Genomic DNA, 20,870 nt, shown 5'->3' on the forward strand with positions numbered 1-20,870 from the left:
TCAACTCCGTTTATATGCTTGAATGGTTTCGGACAGACCGGCTTCAAGGTCATATCGGGCTTTCCAGCCCAGTTCATTTTCTGCCTTTATAACGGCAAGCACACTTTTTCGCTGTTCTCCCGGCATAGGATCTGCGTGTTTTTCAGTTAAATCTGCCTCGGCAAGTTTATTCAAAGTGTGAAAAATGGTATTTATATCTGTTTCTTGACCTGTGCCTATATTGTACGCCTCATTGTCTCCCTTGTCGAGTGCTTTTATATTGGCATCCACGATATCGCGGATAAAGACAAAGTCCCTTGTCTGTTTTCCGTCACCATTGATCACAGCTTCCCGGCCGTCCAGCATCCGTTCGAGAAAAATAGCAACCACGCCTGCTTCTCCGTGCGGATTCTGACGGGGACCATACACGTTGGCGTAACGGAGTGCGGTATAATTCAAGTCATGCGTCAAATGATAATAATACAAATATTTTTCACCAGCAAGTTTGGCCACACCATAGGGTGAACAAGGCTGCAGCCTGTGCTCTTCATCCGCGGGAAAATACTCTTGCTCCCCATAGATAACACCGCCGGAAGAAGCAAAAATTACTTTTCGGACATTATTGTTTACACAATTTTCCAATAGATTCAAAAATCCGATAATATTTACCTTTGCATCATACACGGGATTTTTAACAGACAAGCGTACATTCATCTGGGCCGCCTGATGATTGACAATATCAAACTTTTTTTCTGAAAATATCTTTTCCAGCTCTGAATTTTGTATATCCAGTTCAATAAAATCCGCATCCGGGTTGATATTTTCACGCCGTCCTGTCGAAAGATTGTCGATAATCGTTACCTGATGTCCGGCCTGAATATAAGCATCTGCTATATGAGACCCTATAAATCCGGCTCCTCCTGTCACTAATATATTCAAACGTTTCTCCTCTATATTAAGGCTTTGGCTGCAATATCTTTTCTGTAATAGGCCCCGTCAAAGGCAATCAGGTTTACATTGCGATAGACTTTTTGCATGGCACGTGAAATTGTGCTGTCAACGGCAGTAACACCCAGAACACGCCCACCATTGGTGACAATATCATTGCCGCTCTTACAAGTACCGGCATGAAAGACCATCACATCGTCTTCCCGACGGTCGATCCAGACCGTGAATTTTCTTACCTTTTTCATACTGCCCGGGATAGCCGCCTGAAGCAAGAACCACACAAACTGCGGCCCCGTTTGCGATTTTTCCAATCGATATCATTTAGATTCCCATCAATTGACGCCATGAGAACTTTTACCAGATCACTTTCCGCCATAGGCAGAACAACCTGAGTTTCCGGATCACCGAACCGGCAGTTGTATTCGAGAACTTTGGGCCCGTCATCGGTCAGCATCAATCCTGCATACAAAACACCTTTATAAGGACGTCCCTCGGCCTGCATACCTTTCAACGTTGGTTCCATGACGGTGGTTTTTATAGTTTTTAGCATCTCTTCGGTCATACACGGGGTCGGGGCATATGCCCCCATACCGCCGGTATTCGGTCCCTGGTCATTGTCAAAAATTCGTTTATGATCTTGTGAAGGCAGCATATACACCAGATTTTCACCATCACACAAAGCCATGATTGAAACTTCACTGCCTTGCAGCATTTCTTCGATAACCACTTTTTCACCAGCAGAACCGAATGCACGGTCTTTCATGATCAAATCCAGAGCTTTTGAAGATTGCTCCAGATTCTGACATACGATGGCGCCCTTGCCTGCCGCCAGTCCGTCAGCTTTGACAACAATCGGTCCTTTGTTATAATTTAAGAATTCACTGGCCTTGTCATAATCAGTAAACGTTCGATACTGGGCGCTGGGGATCTCGTATTTTTTCATAAAATCTTTGCAGAAAACCTTGCTTCCTTCCAGTTCCGCGGCACGTCTTCGAGGCCCGAATATTTTCAGTCCGTTTTTCTCAAATTCATCAACAATTCCCGCGACCAGAGGCATCTCCGGCCCAACAATTGTCAAGTCAATTTTGTTTTTCGAGGCATATTGAATGAGCCGTTTCGTATTCATGACAGAAATACTCTCACATTCTGCCACTTTTGCGATTCCGGCATTGCCGGGAGTGCAATAAATCTTTTCCACATAAGAACTTTGATTGAGTTTCCATACCAGGGCGTGTTCACGTCCGCCGCTGCCAATGACCAATACCTTCATGATGTTTCCCTCATACAAGTCATTAAATGATTAAAAGCATAAATTTCATTATTTTCAATCCGCAAGCACATCGATCTGATCCCGCAATTTGGCCGCCTGTTCAAATTCCAGGCGTGAAGCAGCATCCATCATTTTCTTTTCAAGTTCAGAAAGTACCTTGTTCTTTTCTTCAAGAGACATTTGTTTCCAGGCTTCAATATCCATATCTTTTTCAACAGATGACTGTTTTTTGCCGTATTCTGCTTTGGCATCAGCAACCGATGTAGACCCCAGCACCTGATCCGTGGATTTATAAATGGTTTTCGGTGTGATGCCATGTTCCTCATTGTATCGCATCTGTATTTTACGTCGACGCTCGGTTTCGTCAATGGCATATTGCATGGACTTTGTAACTTTGTCTGCATAGAATATAACCGTCCCCCCCACATTGCGCGCAGCGCGTCCTGCAGTCTGGATAAGAGAACGTTCAGAACGCAGGTAGCCCTCTTTGTCCGCATCAAGAATGGCTACCAGTGATACTTCCGGCAAATCCAGACCTTCTCGAAGCAGATTAATGCCGACCAGGACATCAAATTTTGCCAACCGCAGATCGCGGAGAATACCTACACGATCAAGTGAAGTTATTTCCGAATGCAGATACCGAACCTTGATCCCAGCAGAAGCAAGATAATCGGTCAGGTCTTCCGACATGGCTTTGGTCAGAGTGGTGACCAGCGTGCGCTCTTTTTTATCAACCCGCAGGTTAATCTCCTGGACAAGATCATCAATCTGACCTTCTACAGGTTTCACCACAATCTCCGGATCCATCAATCCCGTTGGACGGGATAATCTGTTCAACCACAACTCCCTCTGATTTTTCGATTTCGTAATCTCCCGGAGTTGCCGAGACGAACACAGCCAGATTAATTATCGTTTCGAATTCCTTAAAATTAAGCGGCCGATTGTCCAGAGCTGAGGGCAGCCGAAATCCATATTCAACCAGATTCTCTTTTCGGGACCGATCGCCAAAATACATGCCGCGAATTTGCGGTACGGTCACATGCGATTCGTCGATGATCAGTAAAAAATCATCCGGAAAGTAATCAATTAACGTAGACGGACGCTCACCGGGTTTGCGGCCGGACATGTGACGCGAATAATTCTCAACGCCCGAGCAATACCCGATTTCCCGAATCATTTCGAGATCATAATGGGTACGCTGCTCCAGTCGCTGTGCTTCGACAAGTTTGTTTTGTTCGCGGAGTTCTGCAAGCCGTTCCTCCAATTCCTGTTCGATGCTGACAATCGCACTTTCCAGCCGTTCATAGGGCGTGACGAAATGCTTGGCCGGATAAATCATCACTCGCTCCATATCTTCAATCACGTCACCGGTCAACGCATTCACCGTGCACAAGCGTTCAATGACATCGCCCCACATTTCTATCCGAATGGCTTTCGGTTTCAGAAGCCGGGATCACTTCAATGATATCTCCGCGCACCCGAAAGGTACCACGCTCAAACGCAATGTCATTGCGTACATACAATATATCAATCAATTTTCGAAGAATAGTATCTCGATTGATGGTCTGTCCCTTGTCCAGGAACAGATTCATCTTCATCCAATCTTCCGGCGACCCCAACCCTAAATACAGGAAACTGAAGCGACAATAATCACATCGTTACGAGTCAACAGAGAAGCGGCAGCCTTTAAACGCAGCCTGTCTATTTCATCATTGATAGAGGTGTCTTTTTCGATATAGGTATCCGTTGTGGCGATATAGGCTTCGGGTTGATAATAGTCATAATAACTGATAAAATATTCAACCGCATTGTCAGGAAAAAAGGACTTCATCTCTCCATAAAGCTGGGCAGCCAGGGTTTTATTATGGGACATGATCAGAGTCGGCTTGTTCAGATTGGCGATCACATTGGCCATGGTAAAGGTCTTGCCGCTGCTGGTTACACCTAAGTGTTGGAAACGGTCACCTCTGACCAAGCTTTCGTGTCAGCTCTGAGACAGCTTGAGGTTGATCCCCCTCCAGTTGATAATCTGATTTCAGTGAAAATGTTTTTTTCATATATATGAAAGAGATCCCTGATTTCGTATTATGTATGACAATAATATACTACCAATCTGTCAAATTGTCAATAGTCAAATAGAGGCACACCTTTTGCAACTCAACAAAAAACTTGGAGTTCCCGAGAAAAACATGTATCTTTCTAATCCGCAAAATTCATCGAATCAGAAATGGTGTTATGAAAACGTCTGTAATGGTATTGCTTCTTCTCCCTCTCGGCCTTTTAGCCTCAACGCGATCGATATGGGTGACCCGCTGGGACTATGCATCAGCTTCCGATATAGAAAAAATAATTGAAAATTCAGCAGAGCTAGGATTTGACAGGGTATTATTCCAGGTTTGGAGGCAACAGCGCCTGTTTGTTATCCGTCCCGCTATGAACCCTGGAGTTCGCGTTTTGGAGAGATAGATCCCGGGGTGGGATCCATTGCAGACTGCAATCCTTCGCGGCACATCATCATCATATTGAACTGCATGCCTGGCTCAATGTTTATCCCGGCTGGCGCGGCAGCAAACCTCCGGAACATCCTGAACAGCTATATCACAAACATCCCAGCTGGTTTGTGGTCGATCAATTCGGCGACCCGCAAATACTGAATAACAGTTATATGTGGCTCTCCCCCACCCATCCGGGGGTTCAACAACACATTCTCAATATCTGCAAAGAACTGGTGAGTGGCTACGATATTGATGGTATTCATCTGGATTACTGTCGCTACCCGGGGCCGAATTATTCCTACGATGACAAATCCGTGGATTTGTTCAAATCCATTTATAAAGAATTGCCTCAGAACATTTCATTTTCCTGGCGGAACTGGCGACAAAATGCAATCACCGATCTGATTGCCTCCATTCACTCGATGCTGCATGCACAGAAACCCGACATTTGTCTGAGCGCTGCGGTCATTGGTGATCCGCAGCGCAGAAAAACGTTATTCTTGCAGGAAACAGAGGTCTGGATGAAACGCGGGATCCTCGATGCCGTTTATCCCATGCTGTACACTCAGGATATGCGTTCCTTTAACATTTGGTGAATGATTACATGAAAAAGCGAAATAACTGCAGTGTTCACGCGGGTCTTTATGTGTATCAGCCGGCTGTTCTTGAAAACAGTGTCGATTATGCCGAAAAATCCGGGTGCCAGGACTTTGCCGTCTTTCGTACAGCCGTTTAAGTTCACATCACGCCGTTCACCCGGTATATGCATCATATCTGAAAAACCGTAAATCAGATAAAGTCACACCAGACATTGCAATAATAAAAACCATTCCGGAAAAAATTCACCGATGGAGAACCGTTTCGCATCGCAGTAAAAGTCAAATCAAACCCTGCGCTCCCGAACCTTTCAACAGGTAAAAACCAAAACCTCGTTTTAATCTACGCAAATGAATTGCCGAATCCTGCTCCCCGTCATGCAAATATGAGCCCCGTACCCCATTCAACGGAATGGTTTATCACAGACCAACAGATCATTCTCCCTGAATCCCGGCAGATCAAACTGTGTATTGTTATTTTTGATGAAACCGGCTCCTGGAGTGCCCGCAATACCAGCAAAATATGGTCTATTAAAGCCCAGAATGTCAAATTTTCCGCACCTGATCTAACGCAGCCCGCAAGGCTGATGCACAATCTGATCTGAAATAAACGTCCAGTCCCTGTCAGAACCAAGTGTGAATGACTTATTTTCGTTTCAACTTGTTTAGAATCTTTTGTCCCACCATTCTATCTGCTGAAGATATAATATTTTTAACAACATCCAGCACATCATCATCTCCGGGCCAATAAGAACGAACCAGTTCCGGGTCTGATTTATTGATCAGGCTATTCAACACCAAAGCGACCAGTACAATATCATCCAATATTCCACCGGCCCCAACAAGCCCTCCGGGATTAAATCCAAAGGCGAAATAAAATAGGCGATAACAGCCATTAATTTGATACGTTCGGACTTGCGGAACTTGCGGTCTGGACGCAAGTTTCCACACCAGTATAAAACAAATCAGGCGCCCACAGGATATATTTACTCCAGGGATGTTCTTCAGCTTCACGACTCTCCGCCCATTTTACGACCTTTTGCCTTAATTTTTGATAAAAATCATGTTTTTTATCTGTCATTAATCCACCTCGATCATTCATTCAAGACATACTCGGGATCAAAATACATTTTCATAGCTCTTACCGGCATCATTCAAATGACACTAGTACAACAGATACTGATCACGTGTTTCAAGAAACGAACTCATAAAGGCCTGGAGGTCCTGATAAATGAAATCCAGATTTCGTCCCTCCTCTATCATGGGTTGTACCCTGTCGGTTCCTATCGCCTTTTCGAACATTCCGATACGTTCCGGCTTGAACTGAAAGGAATCCGGGTATTGTTTCCGGAGCAAAAGCATAATCGCGATTTGAGTGCGCATGGGCCGGAATTCTTTGAAATTTAAAATATGCATCTGAACCCCCTGCAGCGACTTTGATTTCCAGTCGGTATAATAAGGACTGTAATGAACGGGGCGAAAACGCACACCCGCTAAATCGATATTGTTCAAATCAGCCGCAAATGACTCGGCATTAATAAAAGAGGCGCCGATGAGTTCAAACGGCATTGTGTACCCTACGCCCTCATTTACAACCTGGAGTTCACCCAGACATCCCAGAGCCGCCAGGTAAAACGCGGTTTCAGGATTCGGTACATGCGGAGATGTGGGCACCCACGGCAGCCCCGTTTCTTTAAAAATCATAGAGCGCTGCCAGTTCTGCATTGGCACAACATGACAGTCACAGTTGATGTTAAATTCAGAATTAAAATAAAGCGCAAGCTCGCCGATGGTCATGCCGTAAATATACGGAATAGGATAAACCCCGATAAATGATTCAAACCTTTTTTCAAGCATGGGACCTTCTATTAGAGTGCCTCCCAAGGGATTGGGGCGGTCCAGCAGCAAAAATGGAATATCATGTTCAGCTGCAGCCTGCATGCAATAGGCCATTGTGGTAATATAAGTATATGCCCGCGATCCAATATCCTGCATATCAAAGATAAGGATATCCAGGTTCTCCAGCATTTTTGCTGTGGGATGTCTGAAACTTCCATAGAGACTGTACACCGGACATCCGGTCTTTTCATCAATCCTGTCCCGGACAAAATGTCCGGCAGCGCGCATTGCCGCGTACCCCGTGTTCCGGCCCGAATAAGGCTTTCAGCTCAGCCTCGGGGTGATGATGCAGGGTATCGATGGTAGAGATCAGATTCATGGTCACTCCGGTCGGATTGGTGATCAATCCGATCCGCTTACCGCTAACCCGGTGCATTTCCTCTCTCAATAGCACATCAATCCCGGGAACAACAGACTGGACCTGTTTATCCTGGACAGTAATTTGTGGCCCTGAATTACAGCCGGACAGGAGCAGCAGACATGTAAAACCAAACAGCAGGTATTTCATATTCTAAGCCTCTGATTTTTTCAGGACATTGACAACCTCACCGAAATAAACCCGATGGTAGGCTTTTTGGGGATACAGTTTATCGATTTCCGGATAAAGAAAATTATCAGATCTCATATCATCCCAGTACATTTTTCTGCATTCAAAAATCAATTCAGCTTCCGCATAAGCAGGGGATTTGACATTTTGTGATGCAATCGGCGTTATACCGGCCGGACCGACCTTGTCGCCGTCGCGACCGGAATGTGATCCCATGTACTTTAGCGCAGCCCGATGCGATTCCGGAAACGTGCACAAGGTAAAATCATCATACTGTGTTGTGAATTCGTAAGTATAACGGTTCGGACGTACCACAATTTGCGCAAACGGCCGTTTCCACATGGTGCCGAAACTTCCCCAAGCCACCGTCATGCTGTTGAACCGATCATCCTCGAAATTACCGCAGGTTAAAAGCAGCCACTGTTTATCCCAAAGATCAAACGGATTAACAGTCACATCATGTGTTGAAATATTTTTGAAATCCATGCATTCTCCTTATATTCATTTCGTGTTTGTATGACAAACTATTGATTTTACAATTTAAAATCAAATGATATTGATGAAAAACTTTGTATCCCTGCAAATTTTTTGTAATTTATTGAATAACCAATGAAAGGATGCCAATTTGCACCAGACAGAAAGCAACCGGAATGCGAACGTGGATCGACGTCAGATCATTCGAAATCTGCTTGCCGGATTTTTTCCTTTACTCGTTTTTATCATTGCCGATGAACTGTTTGAACTTTTAATCAGTTTGCTGATTGCGCTTGCCGTTAGTCTGCTGCAGTTTTTGTTCATCTATGTTCGGGAAAAGCGCCTGGATAAATTTGTTATGATGGATTCAGCCCTGATTCTGGGGCTGGGCGCTGTTTCCTATGCACTGAACAGCCCTCTATTTATTCTGTTGAAACCAGCCATTATCGAATCCATATTTGTCATCCTGATTGCGGTTACGGTTTATACAGAACACCCGATTTTAATTAACATGTCCAAACGATACATGGCAGGCATGAAGCTAAAAGACAACCAGGTTCGCATGATGCGGCGAATGCTGACCGGATTGTTCTGGCTGCTGCTGCTACACGTCGGGTTTATCATAGCTTCAGCTATTTATGTCGGGGATCCGGAGTCAAGCGGCTATTTGGAGCGCAAAGAAATCTGGGCCTTTATCAGCGGAGGATTGTTGTATATTTTGCTCGGTATCTCCTTTGGATATCAATTCATCAAAGGAAAGCTGCGGCAATCCAAGCTCTACCGCCAGTACAAAGACGATGAATGGTTCGATATTGTCACCCCTGAAGGCAAAACGATCGGTAAAGCACCCCGTTCACTTTGTCATGGTAATCCGAATTTGCTGCATCCAGTCGTGCATGTACACGTCTTTAACAGCGATGGAGAGCTCTGGCTGCAGAAACGTTCGATGGATAAAACCATACAGCCGGGTAAAATGGGACACCTCTGTCGGCGGACATGTCATGCATCAAGAGACGATTAAACAGGCACTGCAGCGCGAGGTTCAGGAAGAACTGGGTATAGACCGGCTTGCTCATGAACCTCTTTTTCGATATGTGATGCGCAATAATATCGAGAGTGAACTGATCCATACTTTTCGTGGTATTCACAACGGTCCCTTTAGCTATCCAAACGATGAAATTGAGCAAGGACGTTTCTGGACGATCCAGGAAATAAAAGAAAATTTGGGGAAAAATATACTTACACCGAATTTCGAACAGGAATTTGAATTATTGCGCAAAACCAGACATGTCATTTAATGAATGGAAATTTAAAACACTTCAATAAGGACATAATATGGCCGGCAATTATGACAGTCTTGTCGTGATTATGGGTAACCAGCTTTATCCATCACTTGAGGGCCTTGAACCGGGCAATTCATTAATTTTTATGGCGGAAGATATAAATCTATGTCGTCGCTACCAATATCATAAAAAAAAACTTGTACTCATTTTATCAGCTATGCGTTCATACCGTGACAAGTTGAAAACGCGTTATGATATAGAATACTGGCGTCTCGACAAAGATGGACGGGATATGAGCTATATAGACAAATTATCCTCAACGGTAAAGAGCCATCACATCCGGCAGGTAAAATGTTTCGAAATTCCTGACCAGGCTCCCCGCGAGATGCTTAAAGACTGCTGCCGGTCTCTAAATGTTCAACTGTCTTTTTATGACTCACCCGGCTTTCTCACACCGGACAGTGAATTTAAATCCGAACGAATGCAGTCTTTTTATATCAGACAGAGAAAACGGCTCAATCTGCTTATCAAAGACGGTAAACCAGTGGGCGGCAAATGGTCCTTTGACAAAGAAAACCGCAAAGCTCTGCCGAAAAACATTCATGTACCGAAACCAAGTTTTCCAGCTCAAACCGACCATACCCGTGAGATTCTGTAGCTTTGTAGAAAAGACCTTTCCGGATCATCCCGGTTCCATCGCAGAATTCAGCCTGCCTACCACCCGGACCCAAGCGCTGAGCTTTTTCGATGATTTTCTGCAGAACCGTTTCGAACAGTTTGGCCCGTATGAAGATGCAATCAATTCAGAGCATCCCTTTTTGTTTCACTCTATCATTTCTCCTGCGTTGAATATTGGTTTAGTGACGCCACAGGATATTCTTGATAAACTCGAACCAATTATGTATGCAGGCGATGTTCATCTGCCCAGTCTGGAAGGACTGATCAGACAAATTGTCGGATGGCGTGAATATATGTACGGAATGTATCGGATTTTGAATCTGAAAGGTAATTTTTTTCAGCAGAAACGCAGACTCACACAAGCCTGGTATGAAGGGACAACCGGCATCCCTCCTCTTGATCATTGCATCCAAAAAGCTTTGCGGTATGGGTATCTGCACCACATCGAACGTTTAATGATTGTCGGAAATTTGATGCTGCTGAGCGGTATTCACCCCAAAGAAGTTTTCACCTGGTTTATGGAACTGTTTGTGGACTCGGCGGATTGGGTGATGACACCCAATGTATACGGGATGAGTCAGTTTGCAGACGGCGGCCAAATTGCCACCAAACCCTACATCGCTGGGTCAAACTATATACTCAAAATGAGTAACTATAAAAAAGGCACATGGTGCGATATCGCAGACGGTCTGTACTGGAGATTTATCGAAATGCATAAAGACTTTTTCGATACGAATCCCCGTATGCGGATCATGACCCGCGCTTTGATGAACCTGGACAAGAACCATAAGCAAACCATTTTCACCGCAGCCGAGTCATTTATTGATCGCACGACAACTCTATGATCACGGGATCTCAATCAGGCTCTGATCTCCGACCATAAATCGGTTGGATCTCGGTCGTCCTCCAGCCTGTTTAATCCGGGCGGCTGAACCCAGCAAACTTCCTTCAATGCGGATATCGACATCACATATTTCACATTCATCCATGACAATACTGAACTCGATTTCACTGTTTCGCATTTGACAGGCTTTACCGATTGACGTAAACGGACCGATAAAGCTGTTCTCGACACGAGTATTGGCTCCGATAACTGCAGGCCCGCGGACTGTACTATTGATAATTTCAACGCCTTCTTCCAGGACGACATTCCCCGTGACCAGCGAGTCCTTGTCAATCATCCCCTGTAAATCGCCAATTGTATGTTCAAGGATCAATCGATTGGCTTCCAAAATATCAGCCGGCTTTCCTGTATCTTTCCACCATCCGGTGATTTCAGAAAAGCTTATTGTGTAGCCATGGTCCAAAAGATATTGATGCGCATCTGATATTTCCAGTTCTTTTCTCCAGCTGGGCGCAATATTATTTACCGCTTTGAAAATATTCGGGTCGTAAATATAGATGCCGGCGACCGCAAACTCGCTCCGGGGATTTTTTGGTTTCTCTTCAATGGCAATTATTCGGTCATTTTCAATCAAGGGGACGCCAAAACGCTCCGGGTCTTTGACCCGCGCCAGGGTGAGATGACAATTAGACCCTGAGCGTTCAAACTCGTTTATAAATCGATCCAGATCGCCGACCACCATGTTATCACCAAGGTAAAAAATAAAAGAATCATCTCCGATAAACGGCTCGGCGATTTTCACCACATGCGCAAGCCCCAAAGGAGCATCCTGAGGAATATAGGTAATTTCCAGTCCCCAGATATCACCATTGCCAATCGCTTCCTTGAGTACTGTATCTTCCTGATTGGTAATGATCCCCACTTGTTTAATCCCTGTTTTGGCAATTTTTTCCAGTGAATAGTGCAAAATGGGTTTGTTTGCGATGGGCAGCAGATGCTTATTACTGGTATGAGTCAATGGTCTCAGACGCGTTCCTTTTCCTCCTGCCGTAATCAATGCTTTCATGGATATCCTCTCGAGATAAATCAGTCAATGAACAGACTTTGGTTTCCAGACTATAATTTAAAAAAACAAGGCAAACATACAACAGTAAGTTTTAAACAAGATCGTTAAAGGATAAAAAAAAACGCCGAGACAGATAAATCTGCCCCGGCGTCGTGGGAGTATGGGGGATGCAACATTCTTAGCGCACAAGAGAGACTTTTAATCGGTCTGTATATTCTCCGGCGGTGATGGTCACAAAGTAGACACCTGAACTTTGGTCCAATCCAAACTCGTTCATTCCGTTCCAGTTGATTGAATGTTCACCTGCCCCCATGGTTTGATTCAACAGTGTTTTCACCAACTGCCCTCGCATGTTAAATATCTTTAGACTTACAGGTCCGGCTTGTGCACATTCAAACTGGACAGTGGTTGATAAATTAAAGGGATTGGGAAAATTCTCATGCAGACGATACTGAAAAACGTGACTTTTGTCATCTCTAACATTGGATGCCAACATATTGCAGGCAACAGGTCCGTAAAATGTGTGTTCTCCGTTGATACTGACTTCCTGCAGCTTGTACATACTTTCTGATGATGCATTGCGGTCGGTAAATATGTATTGTGTTGCCGTGCCGGTTTGCCCGGCGCCTGCGACAATCAAATTTGAATTTATCTTTTCATATCCGGAATCACTGTTATCGCTTCGGTACACGTTAAAACCGGCGTGATTGATCAGATTTTCAACGTCCCATTGCAGGGAAACACTTTGATTTTTCCACTCTGCTGTAAAAGAGGTCAAATTGACTGCCATAGCCTCATAGGACGAATCATCTTCATCCAGATCAAGAATACCATACCCCCAGGAGGCATCCGGCGTAGTTGTTATATCAGGATCTGTATCCGCATAGACAGTTAATTCATCATAAACCTGCTGTGCTGAAAAAGACGGATTTTTATCCAGAATGAGTGCGGCGCCTCCGGTTACAACGGGGGCGGCCATACTGGTTCCTGACATGATGATGTAATCCGCATCACCCGTATCTCCGAAATTTTCACCGTCATTATCCACCCAGCTGTTGGACGGACTTGAGTTTGCGATGTGATCTCGGACCGAAACCACCCAGTATCCCGGTGCGGTGATATCAGGTTTGGGATACTCGTCAACTCGCGGACCGCGTCCTGAAAAAGCGCAAAGATCACCCGAACTACTTGTCGAATAGGTGTTTCCCAAATAATTGATCACTTCATCCCGTGGTTTCATTGCGCCGACCGTAAATGCATTATCAGCGCATCCCGGATTCGAGATTGTATACTGTGGATCAGCATTTGCAAATGTGATTCCGCCTTTATTATAATCTTCATAAATATGCACCTCTTGATCGAAAGCGGAATGATTCACGACCTTGATATAATATGTTTGGTTTCCCGTGGGTAAATATTCATTCCAATACGAAATTTGGTGTTCGGTACCTTTGGTGCTTTCTGTCTGTGTATTATAAGCTATACTATCTATCGGATTTTTGTTGCTGTCATAATAGAGTAATGAAAGAATTCGATTTTCACTTGATCCGTCATACCAGATTGTGTTGAATTTAAGTTTCAGATAATTGTCATAAGCGACGGACGCATTCACCTGAATATACTCCGACTCGCCATTGGCAGGAACGGTTGTTGAATAATGGCGGTTGTCATTCCCATAATTACCGGCAGCGACAATAATAGGTACATCATAGTTTGCCACCAGTTCATCGATTTTTTGGCTCAGAATATGGCTGCCGTCATGATAAGCGTCCCATCCTCCGTAGCTCAGGTTGATGACGTCTGCATTGTAGGTTTTAACAGCATCATTAAGAGCATAATACATGGCAAGGGTTGATGCACTGGCGTTTACATCATTACCGATTTTCAAAAAGATCAGTTCAGCGCCAGGAGCCATGCCCCGGTACGGTCCCCCGCCATTGGCCGTGTTGTACAAAGACTGCGTCCCGCGTCCCAGTATGGTCCCTGTAACATGGGTACCATGCCCGCTTACGGTCGTCAAAATATCATCATCATAACTCGGAGCATTGGAATAGTCTTTTGCAACAACAGGAGTCGGGAGATCGGAATGAGATAAATCAAGACTTGCATCCAATACTGCGACGCGGACGCTGCTGCCATCAGCACTTCCGGAACCATCATAGTCGTTCTGCCAATAAGTGCCGGCCTCGACCCAGACTGCCGCACTGTTATTTTGAGATGTGAGCTTTAAATCTGCCGCATCGAGACGTTGTACAAACGTGTGTTTTCAGAGTCGGTACCAATTGATCCAGAGGCATCAGAGCCAGAACAAATCCCAGGGGATGGGCTCCTACGGGACCTGTCCAGGAGTCTTTTAGGACTTTAAGTCCATCGGCTTTTAATTGATAAATCTGGCTTGCATCAGGCTCATGTTCAAAGTAGATAGCAACCGGAATTCTGGTATCGTTCGATTTTGCCAGAGAGGAATTTTGTACATATCGCGATTCGTTCAGTTTTTGATCGACGAGTTCGTAGATATGCCCGCTGCCCAATTTAGAGACCAGACTGTCAGGCAAGTCTCCTAAATTTGTACCGGCCGCCTTAATGGAAGGAGAGAGGAATATGAGGACAATGTGAAAAATGATGAATAATGTAATTTTATTTGATTGCATTGTAATACTCCACACTCACACTACTTTCTTTAATACTATTCCTTTACATGCCAAAAACGTGCCAAAGTATTCCCAAACAAGGTTGTGTTCTTATTAATATATATTTAACAACTATTTATGAAAGCCTATTGTTTAACATGCTTTTTAACAAAAATCCCCATTATGTTCAATTTATTGACACATTATTGCGATATTTTCCTATTATCAGGATATATTACTTTAATAAATGATATTATTGGTTTTACACTATTTAATTGTAGTGTTCAATTTACAACACTTCAAAAGTTTACGTTTTACATTAAGCAGATTATTCATATCTTATAGCGCTCACCATTTTTTACGCAACTGTGTCTTTTTGCTGGTAAAGAATACAATTAACAAGGCAACTGCGAATGAGTTATATGGAAAACGTCAATCAAATATTGTCAAAATGGAACCAGTCTGATCTCGCTAAAACTCCATCTATACTTTATCGTACAGCTCTGCATTTTTTTCTTGATATATCCCAATCCAAACGCGCTCTGTTTCTTGTTCGAGAGCAATCTCATTTTACGTGCACAGCGGGTCTTGAACATGACACTACCTCGCTGACCCGTCAGCATATTTCTGATCTGAATAAATCATTAAAATCCGATGGGTTTGATCTGAGAGGGCATGAAATTTCAAAAATCACCCAATCACCGGGTTGGGCATTAATCACTTTGGGTAAACCAAATTATGGTATAATGGGGGTGATCTGTTTACAGAATCCGGAGAAAGATTTACGCGCTTTTGATGTTCAAAACACCATAGATATCCTGAAAAATTCATTGGTTGCACATCTTTGCCTCATTCAGGAACGCAGAAAGCGAAGAGAATTGGAAATGGAAAAGGCTGACGGAATGTTCATTAATACGGATTACAGACAATGGTCCCGGCCTGGGCTTTGATACTCTAAATCCTTTTATTCAGGATCATTACTCGTCAAAGTCCGACGGGCATGGGTTTGGAATTATGATCTGCAAAGAGACTGTTGAAGCGCATGGAGGACATTTTGCACTCCATTCAACCGGAGCAAAAGGTACTGTGTTTGATATCATTCTCCCTTATCTTATTACCACCACTTTAATTCTTTACCATTTTCACCGGTCTAAAACTTTACCATACATTTTCTTTCATTTAATTCATTTTCATAAATATTCATAAAAATTCCATCTAATTTTCTCTTATTTTCATATCATTCGTTTTATTCTCTTTTTCCCCCCTTTTCACAAATTAATTTTTATGGCACTTTAGATTATTGGGCTTGTTTTTGGCTGTATGTTGGTTCTCAGCCCTAACTATCCTTCCACCAATACGAGTGTCTTGTGATGAAGAAAACCATTATTTGCAAGAATTGCTGTAAGCAAAAACCTGCTAATCCCCGGCTCAAAGGCAATCAGTTATACTGCAGTGCCCCCAACTGCCAAAGAGCCCGCAAACGTGCCTGGCAAAAACAAAAAATGATTCAGGATTCTCAGTATCACGAACAGCAAGTCGCATGTTTAAAGAAATGGCGCAAGACCTATCCATTAGATAAATATCAAAAAGAGTATCGTAAAAAGCATCCAGACTATGTGAAAAGAAACCGAGACCTTCAGAAAAAACGCAATGCGAACCAGTCAAAAAAAGCGGAGCTGATTAAAATTGTAAAAATGGACGCGTTAAAAAAGCAGTCAGAAAAATTATACACTTGTGTAATGAATCCTTATAAAATTGATTCATCCGGGAAAATTGTAAAAATGGACGCGTTAATCGTGCAACTGGCTGATTTACATAAAAATATTGACCTTTTTTTGTCTTTAAGAATTTAATTGTAAAAATGGACGCTATTGCTATTTGCCTTGTGGTATAGTAGATTTCAGTTGAATTTGTACGTGATCTATTATTGGGAGGCAGAATGATGAAAATCACCAAAAAACCCCTTATTCCCGACCGGGTGCGTAACATTGATGGGGGATTTAGTTTTATTCCACACCGGTTTATCACAGACCATTTTTTTACCAGTTTGAATCAACACGAGCTTTTGATTTACTTTTTGCTCGTGCTTGTCGGAGATCGGCACGGGCTGTCTTATTACAGTCAGGACCGGCTCTGCACGATGCTGAGGATAAGTCTTGATGATTTTATCACTGCCAGAAACGCTTTGATCAAAAAATCCCTGATTGCCTTTGACGGGTTTATGTTTCAGGTGCTTTCTTTGCCGAAAAAGCCGGTTGCACTGCCTTCAAAACCCTTGACTACCCGCTCCGATTTTGAAAACTGGGACCCCATGACGATCCGTAAACTTGTAACTGAATCTCTTGAAAGGGCCAAAAGTCATGATGAATAAACGAATCATCTTTGAAATTCACAAATTGGCTGATATGGGCATGAAACAACGCCAAATTGCCAGAAAGTTATGTATTTCAAGACCAACTGTGCAAAAATATCTCAACTCCCCGGATATTGCCACACCTCCCAGACGTCCAAAGCCAGGTAAATTGGAACCGTTCTATAATTATATTGATGAACTGCTGGAAGGTTGGCCGAACGCCAGCGCTGTTGTTATTAAACAACGTATCGACGAAAAAGGCTATACCGGAGGGATTACGATTTTGCGCGATTACCTCCTTGCTAAACGAGGAGGTAAGAAACGATCCAAAGCCTACATTCGGTTTGAAAGCAGCCCTGGTGAACAATGTCAGTTTGATTGGGGGCATTTCGGCAGTCTCATTTATGGCAACACCTCCAGAAAACTGTACTGCATGACGGTGATAGAATGCCATTCCAGAATGCTCTACATCGAGTTCACACATAGTCAAAACAAAGAAGCTGTGATGCGCACCCTGTTGAATTCTTTTTTATTCTTTGGTGGCGCTCCCAAAGAACTGGTGCACGATAATTTGAAAACAGCGGTCATTGAACGAATCGGCGATATTATCCGGTTCAACGAAGATTATTTGCATTTCTTGCGCCCTTTTCATATCAGACCTTACGCGTGCGGCATAAGGGACGCATCCGCAAAAGGCAAGATAGAAAAAGGCGGTGTTCATTACGTTCGCTATAACTTTTGGCCGTGCCGCACCTTTGCCGATCTGGATGATGTAAATGTGCAAGCCTGCAAATGGCGCGATCACATTGCAAATACACGTATTCACGCAACAACGAATGAAAAACCGGTTGAACGTTTTCAGCCGAAAGCCCTGCGTCCATTGCCGGATGTATTGCCGGATACCAGAGATCATTCAGAAGCTAAAGTCCATTCCGATTGCCGGTTTAAATTTGATGCAAATTATTATTCAGCGCCTTGGTGGATGGCCGGTAAAACAGTCAGTGTCAAAGCGGATAACCATACAATTTGGGCAGGCCATAAAAACAAAATTGTTGCTGTACACACGCGAAGCTGGAAACGCCGGGCTGTTATTGAAAATCCGAACCATATTTCAGAACTTTTGAAAACACGTAAAAAGGCAAGGTTAACCAGACAAGAACAACTCTTGTTTTCAATGGGTGAACCCATCAAACTATTCATCGAAAATTTGGCCAAGGCCGGGAAAAGCCTTTCCCGGGCATCCAGTCATCTCCTGGAATTAAGAGAACAATATGGAGCCAAAGCAGTTGTGGAGGCCGTTGAAATAACCCTCAAATACAAAGCCTATGGCGTCGATTATGTTGAGAATATCCTGCATCAAAAAATGCATATTAAAACATATTACCCCAAAGTTACCCTCAAAGATGAAACGCTCAATCAGTTACAATTACAGGAACCCGATCTGTTAATCTATGATGCCATTACTTTGAAAAAAAGCAGGAACAATGATGACAAAAATTGAAAATACAATCCACAAATTGCAGCAGTTGCGACTCAATACCATGGCCGAATATCTCGAAGATGCCTTTGAAAAAGAAAAAGAGCAGAACAACGGCTTTCTGTGGCTGCTCGATTATTTGCTTGACCTGGAAAACGAATCACGCTGGAAACGCTCTGTTGAAAACAGAATCAAAGCGTCGCATTTGATTGATAAATGCTTGCCAAGTGACTTTGATTTTAAATTCCATGTCTCCCGACAACAGAACCGATCCCTTGTTTTGCGTTTGTCCGAATGTGATTTTATTCATAAAAAACAAGACGTGATCTTTATTGGCGCCCCCGGAACCGGAAAAACCCGATTAGCAAAAACCATAGCTTATCAAGCCTGTTTGAAAAATGAACGTGTACTCTTCACAACAGCTATTGATATGATTAATCACCTCATTGCCGCTCAAGCTGATCAGTCGTTGTTAAAAAAACTAAAATTTTATCAAACTCCAAGTCTGCTTGTTTGTGACGAGTTGGGTTTTCTTTCGCTTGACGAACAGTCATCAAATCTTTTTTTCCAGGTGCTCAGTGCCAGGCATGAACGTGTGAGTACAATCGTGACCACCAATCTGCCCTTTGGCCGCTGGGGAGAGATCTTTCAAAGTGCTGTAATCGCTCAAGCCATCGCAGACCGGCTCGTTAAAAACTCGGAGATTATACTGATGGAAGGACCATCTTATCGACAGAAAAATAAATAGTAATCTGGTTTCATTTTAAAAATATAAAAATATAATTGATATTTTATGCCAAAGAACTGTTTTTTTTACAGAGTCTTGTAAGAGAATCTATGTGCTCCACTTTAGGTGGTAAAGTATTATTCCGTTGGCTTTGGTAAACTTGTTAACCGTTGGTAATACTTATCTGGACAGCAGAACTTCTACCCAATCGGGTAACTTTGTTTCAGCCCAGCCCTCCGTTGATTCTGCTAAAAAGTGTAACTCTCCAATTCAACGAGTTTACAACAAACATTTTAAACACAAATAGGCTTTAATGCCCGACAAAGATAAAACCGGCACTCTTATCCAGTTTGCCGTCAAGGCAGGAAAAGCAGCGATCGGCAGGTCAGCTTGTGAGAAATTACGTTCTAAAAACAAGCTATACTTGATCATTCTTGCCAAAGATGCATCTGAGCGCTTGTTAGAGTTTTCGCCGGGTGTTTCCACACATTATTATTCGACCCGTTCAGACCTGGGTAAACTTGTTGGCAGAGAACAGGTATCCATCATCGGTATCAGTGATCATCAATTTGTTCAGGCAATCACCAAAAGTATGAATCAAGCGAATTGAATCAGAAACGTTTTTTCAAAAGCAAGAGTAAAGGAATACCGATGCCGGCACAGGCGATTATTTGTCCTGCTCCCACCTGCAGCGCTGTCAGCCAATACGGTACATCTGCAACAAGATACAGAATATAACCGATTCCGAACGCATTGAACAAGATAGGAGGAATCGGGGCCAGCCAGACTCTGTTATATCGTCTCAAATAATACGTCGCCAGACCGGCAATGAGCGTGATCGCACTTCCTCCGAAAATATCCAGCGGTCCATATCCTCCATAAATATTGGCTAACATGCATCCGGCAAATAAGCCCGGTATGGCCTGGGGTAAAATAATTGGCAGTACGGTTAACGACTCTGCAAGTCGAACCTGTACCGGACCATAACTCCAGGGCGCAAGAAGAATTGTCAACGCAGCATACAATCCACCGATCATAGCCGCCATTGTAATATCCTGTGTTTTCAATTTAATCATACATCCCTCATATTTTTCCAATCAACATGCCGCAACTTTTTCTTTTCACCACGATGTTTTTTATTTTGCAGCCGTTTGCGTTTCTCTGATCGCGGTACCCGTGTATGTTTTCTTTTTTTATGAGGCTTTAGCACTTGCCGCAAAAGATATTCAAACTTTTCCAATGCATTTTTTTTATTCGAATACTGACTTTTGTATTCCTGACTGGATATTGACAACATTCCGTCATTATTAATACGATTGGCAAGCGATCGATGTATTTTATCTTTCTGCTGACGAGTCAAGCTTTGGGAGTTTTCCAGATCAAACAGCAAAGTGACTTTGGTATTTGTACGATTTACGTGCTGTCCGCCCGGACCGCTGCTGGTTGACGCGGTAAAATTCAGCTCATTTTCCGGTATCGCTGTATTAGAGTTGATGTGTATCATACTTGAAAAGTTAAGCAATTCCCCTTTGAAAATCAATAATACAGGCAAAATTTGTGGATTACGTATAAAAAAAGCCCCGTCCATAGGACAGGGCTTTTAA

General features: G+C 43.4%; 21 protein-coding genes and 5 pseudogenes. 12 read left to right on the plus strand and 14 right to left on the minus strand.

The window, feature by feature from the left end:
• The 3 genes and pseudogenes from U5R06_06600 to uvrB form a co-directional block, all read right to left on the minus strand.
• Entirely contained in the window at positions 1-918 is a 918-nt protein-coding gene (locus U5R06_06600; GenBank protein ID MDZ7722483.1) for an NAD-dependent epimerase/dehydratase family protein, read from the minus strand.
• 11 nt (positions 919-929) lie between these two features.
• Positions 930-2,197, minus strand: a pseudogene (purD, locus tag U5R06_06605) (phosphoribosylamine--glycine ligase).
• 54 nt (positions 2,198-2,251) lie between these two features.
• Positions 2,252-4,254, minus strand: a pseudogene (gene uvrB / locus U5R06_06610) (excinuclease ABC subunit UvrB).
• A 434-nt stretch (positions 4,255-4,688) separates the two neighbouring features.
• Between uvrB and U5R06_06615 the strand changes: the two are divergent.
• The gene (locus U5R06_06615) at positions 4,689-5,288 is read left to right on the plus strand and encodes a family 10 glycosylhydrolase (protein MDZ7722484.1); all 600 of its coding nucleotides are present in this window, start codon (positions 4,689-4,691) and stop codon (positions 5,286-5,288) included.
• 8 nt (positions 5,289-5,296) lie between these two features.
• Positions 5,297-5,428 carry a hypothetical protein gene (locus tag U5R06_06620; protein ID MDZ7722485.1) on the plus strand — a complete coding sequence of 44 codons (132 nt, stop codon included), beginning with the start codon at positions 5,297-5,299 and terminating at the stop codon, positions 5,426-5,428.
• 505 nt (positions 5,429-5,933) lie between these two features.
• Here U5R06_06620 and U5R06_06625 read toward each other — a convergent pair.
• From U5R06_06625 to U5R06_06645, 5 genes are all read right to left on the minus strand, one after another.
• Entirely contained in the window at positions 5,934-6,113 is a 180-nt protein-coding gene (locus U5R06_06625; GenBank protein ID MDZ7722486.1) for a hypothetical protein, read from the minus strand.
• Between the two features lie 70 nt (positions 6,114-6,183).
• Positions 6,184-6,369, minus strand: a complete 186-nt coding sequence (locus U5R06_06630; protein ID MDZ7722487.1) for a hypothetical protein — start codon at positions 6,367-6,369, stop codon at positions 6,184-6,186.
• Positions 6,370-6,452: 83 nt separating this feature from the next.
• The gene (locus U5R06_06635) at positions 6,453-7,415 is read right to left on the minus strand and encodes a DUF1343 domain-containing protein (protein ID MDZ7722488.1); all 963 of its coding nucleotides are present in this window, start codon (positions 7,413-7,415) and stop codon (positions 6,453-6,455) included.
• On the minus strand, positions 7,378-7,695 hold the full coding sequence (locus tag U5R06_06640; protein ID MDZ7722489.1) for a DUF1343 domain-containing protein: 318 nt from the start codon (positions 7,693-7,695) through the stop codon (positions 7,378-7,380). Before U5R06_06640 ends, U5R06_06635 begins: the two co-directional genes overlap by 38 nt.
• Positions 7,696-7,698: 3 nt before the next feature.
• Complete coding sequence (locus U5R06_06645; GenBank protein MDZ7722490.1) at positions 7,699-8,220, minus strand: flavin reductase; 522 nt, start codon at positions 8,218-8,220, stop codon at positions 7,699-7,701.
• 172 nt (positions 8,221-8,392) lie between these two features.
• Between U5R06_06645 and U5R06_06650 the strand changes: the two are divergent.
• The 4 genes and pseudogenes from U5R06_06650 (at position 8,393) to U5R06_06665 (ending at position 11,014) form a co-directional block, all read left to right on the plus strand.
• Positions 8,393-8,791: pseudogene (locus tag U5R06_06650) on the plus strand (septation protein IspZ).
• A 228-nt stretch (positions 8,792-9,019) separates the two neighbouring features.
• Positions 9,020-9,506 (plus strand): annotated as a pseudogene (locus U5R06_06655) (NUDIX domain-containing protein).
• A 37-nt stretch (positions 9,507-9,543) separates the two neighbouring features.
• A complete protein-coding gene (locus tag U5R06_06660) occupies positions 9,544-10,149 on the plus strand; it encodes a cryptochrome/photolyase family protein (protein MDZ7722491.1) in 606 nt (201 codons plus the stop codon).
• Entirely contained in the window at positions 10,136-11,014 is an 879-nt protein-coding gene (locus tag U5R06_06665) for an FAD-binding domain-containing protein (GenBank protein MDZ7722492.1), read from the plus strand. The genes U5R06_06660 and U5R06_06665 overlap by 14 nt, the downstream gene beginning before the upstream one ends.
• Here U5R06_06665 and U5R06_06670 read toward each other — a convergent pair whose 3' ends face one another.
• The 4 genes and pseudogenes from U5R06_06670 to U5R06_06685 all read right to left on the minus strand — a co-directional run bounded on the left by U5R06_06670 (position 11,015) and on the right by U5R06_06685 (position 14,730).
• Positions 11,015-12,079, minus strand: a complete 1,065-nt coding sequence (locus U5R06_06670) for a glucose-1-phosphate thymidylyltransferase (protein MDZ7722493.1) — start codon at positions 12,077-12,079, stop codon at positions 11,015-11,017.
• 178 nt (positions 12,080-12,257) lie between these two features.
• Positions 12,258-12,869, minus strand: coding sequence for a T9SS type A sorting domain-containing protein (locus U5R06_06675; GenBank protein ID MDZ7722494.1), 612 nt, complete (start codon positions 12,867-12,869; stop codon positions 12,258-12,260).
• A 102-nt stretch (positions 12,870-12,971) separates the two neighbouring features.
• Positions 12,972-14,204, minus strand: a pseudogene (locus tag U5R06_06680) (S8 family serine peptidase).
• Between the two features lie 82 nt (positions 14,205-14,286).
• On the minus strand, positions 14,287-14,730 hold the full coding sequence (locus U5R06_06685) for a hypothetical protein (GenBank protein MDZ7722495.1): 444 nt from the start codon (positions 14,728-14,730) through the stop codon (positions 14,287-14,289).
• 392 nt (positions 14,731-15,122) lie between these two features.
• On the opposite strand from U5R06_06685, the gene U5R06_06690 reads away from it, so the two are divergent.
• From U5R06_06690 to U5R06_06715, 6 genes are all read left to right on the plus strand, one after another.
• Positions 15,123-15,659, plus strand: coding sequence for a hypothetical protein (locus tag U5R06_06690; GenBank protein MDZ7722496.1), 537 nt, complete (start codon positions 15,123-15,125; stop codon positions 15,657-15,659).
• A 417-nt stretch (positions 15,660-16,076) separates the two neighbouring features.
• Entirely contained in the window at positions 16,077-16,562 is a 486-nt protein-coding gene (locus U5R06_06695; GenBank protein MDZ7722497.1) for a hypothetical protein, read from the plus strand.
• Between the two features lie 86 nt (positions 16,563-16,648).
• Positions 16,649-17,080 (plus strand): hypothetical protein, encoded by a 432-nt coding sequence (locus U5R06_06700; GenBank protein MDZ7722498.1) that lies wholly within the window; start codon positions 16,649-16,651, stop codon positions 17,078-17,080.
• Complete coding sequence (gene istA, locus U5R06_06705; GenBank protein ID MDZ7722499.1) at positions 17,070-18,563, plus strand: IS21 family transposase; 1,494 nt, start codon at positions 17,070-17,072, stop codon at positions 18,561-18,563. Before U5R06_06700 ends, istA begins: the two co-directional genes overlap by 11 nt.
• Positions 18,547-19,287, plus strand: coding sequence for an IS21-like element helper ATPase IstB (gene istB, locus U5R06_06710; protein MDZ7722500.1), 741 nt, complete (start codon positions 18,547-18,549; stop codon positions 19,285-19,287). Before istA ends, istB begins: the two co-directional genes overlap by 17 nt.
• Positions 19,288-19,579: 292 nt before the next feature.
• Positions 19,580-19,876, plus strand: coding sequence for a hypothetical protein (locus U5R06_06715; GenBank protein MDZ7722501.1), 297 nt, complete (start codon positions 19,580-19,582; stop codon positions 19,874-19,876).
• Position 19,877: 1 nt separating this feature from the next.
• On the opposite strand, the gene U5R06_06720 is transcribed toward U5R06_06715, so the two are convergent.
• Together U5R06_06720 and arfB are read right to left on the minus strand one after the other, a co-directional pair.
• Positions 19,878-20,342 carry a QueT transporter family protein gene (locus U5R06_06720; protein MDZ7722502.1) on the minus strand — a complete coding sequence of 155 codons (465 nt, stop codon included), beginning with the start codon at positions 20,340-20,342 and terminating at the stop codon, positions 19,878-19,880.
• Entirely contained in the window at positions 20,339-20,788 is a 450-nt protein-coding gene (arfB, locus tag U5R06_06725; GenBank protein MDZ7722503.1) for an alternative ribosome rescue aminoacyl-tRNA hydrolase ArfB, read from the minus strand. Before arfB ends, U5R06_06720 begins: the two co-directional genes overlap by 4 nt.
• Positions 20,789-20,870 lie beyond the last annotated feature (82 nt).

It is taken from the genome of candidate division KSB1 bacterium (assembly GCA_034521575.1).
GTDB lineage: Bacteria > Zhuqueibacterota > Zhuqueibacteria > Residuimicrobiales > Krinioviventaceae > JAXHMJ01.

Coding starts and splice junctions, on each gene's coding strand:
- U5R06_06670 (MDZ7722493.1), bottom strand. CDS start 12,079: ATGAAAGCATTGATTACGGCAGGAGGAAAAGGAACGCGTCTGAGACCA.
- U5R06_06645 (MDZ7722490.1), bottom strand. CDS start 8,220: ATGGATTTCAAAAATATTTCAACACATGATGTGACTGTTAATCCGTTT.
- U5R06_06660 (MDZ7722491.1), top strand. CDS start 9,544: ATGGCCGGCAATTATGACAGTCTTGTCGTGATTATGGGTAACCAGCTT.
- istA (MDZ7722499.1), top strand. CDS start 17,070: ATGATGAATAAACGAATCATCTTTGAAATTCACAAATTGGCTGATATG.
- U5R06_06690 (MDZ7722496.1), top strand. CDS start 15,123: ATGAGTTATATGGAAAACGTCAATCAAATATTGTCAAAATGGAACCAG.
- istB (MDZ7722500.1), top strand. CDS start 18,547: ATGATGACAAAAATTGAAAATACAATCCACAAATTGCAGCAGTTGCGA.
- U5R06_06675 (MDZ7722494.1), bottom strand. CDS start 12,869: ATGGCAGTCAATTTGACCTCTTTTACAGCAGAGTGGAAAAATCAAAGT.
- U5R06_06715 (MDZ7722501.1), top strand. CDS start 19,580: ATGCCCGACAAAGATAAAACCGGCACTCTTATCCAGTTTGCCGTCAAG.
- U5R06_06685 (MDZ7722495.1), bottom strand. CDS start 14,730: ATGCAATCAAATAAAATTACATTATTCATCATTTTTCACATTGTCCTC.
- U5R06_06700 (MDZ7722498.1), top strand. CDS start 16,649: ATGATGAAAATCACCAAAAAACCCCTTATTCCCGACCGGGTGCGTAAC.
- U5R06_06720 (MDZ7722502.1), bottom strand. CDS start 20,342: ATGATTAAATTGAAAACACAGGATATTACAATGGCGGCTATGATCGGT.
- U5R06_06620 (MDZ7722485.1), top strand. CDS start 5,297: ATGAAAAAGCGAAATAACTGCAGTGTTCACGCGGGTCTTTATGTGTAT.
- U5R06_06635 (MDZ7722488.1), bottom strand. CDS start 7,415: ATGCGCGCTGCCGGACATTTTGTCCGGGACAGGATTGATGAAAAGACC.
- U5R06_06630 (MDZ7722487.1), bottom strand. CDS start 6,369: ATGACAGATAAAAAACATGATTTTTATCAAAAATTAAGGCAAAAGGTC.
- U5R06_06640 (MDZ7722489.1), bottom strand. CDS start 7,695: ATGAAATACCTGCTGTTTGGTTTTACATGTCTGCTGCTCCTGTCCGGC.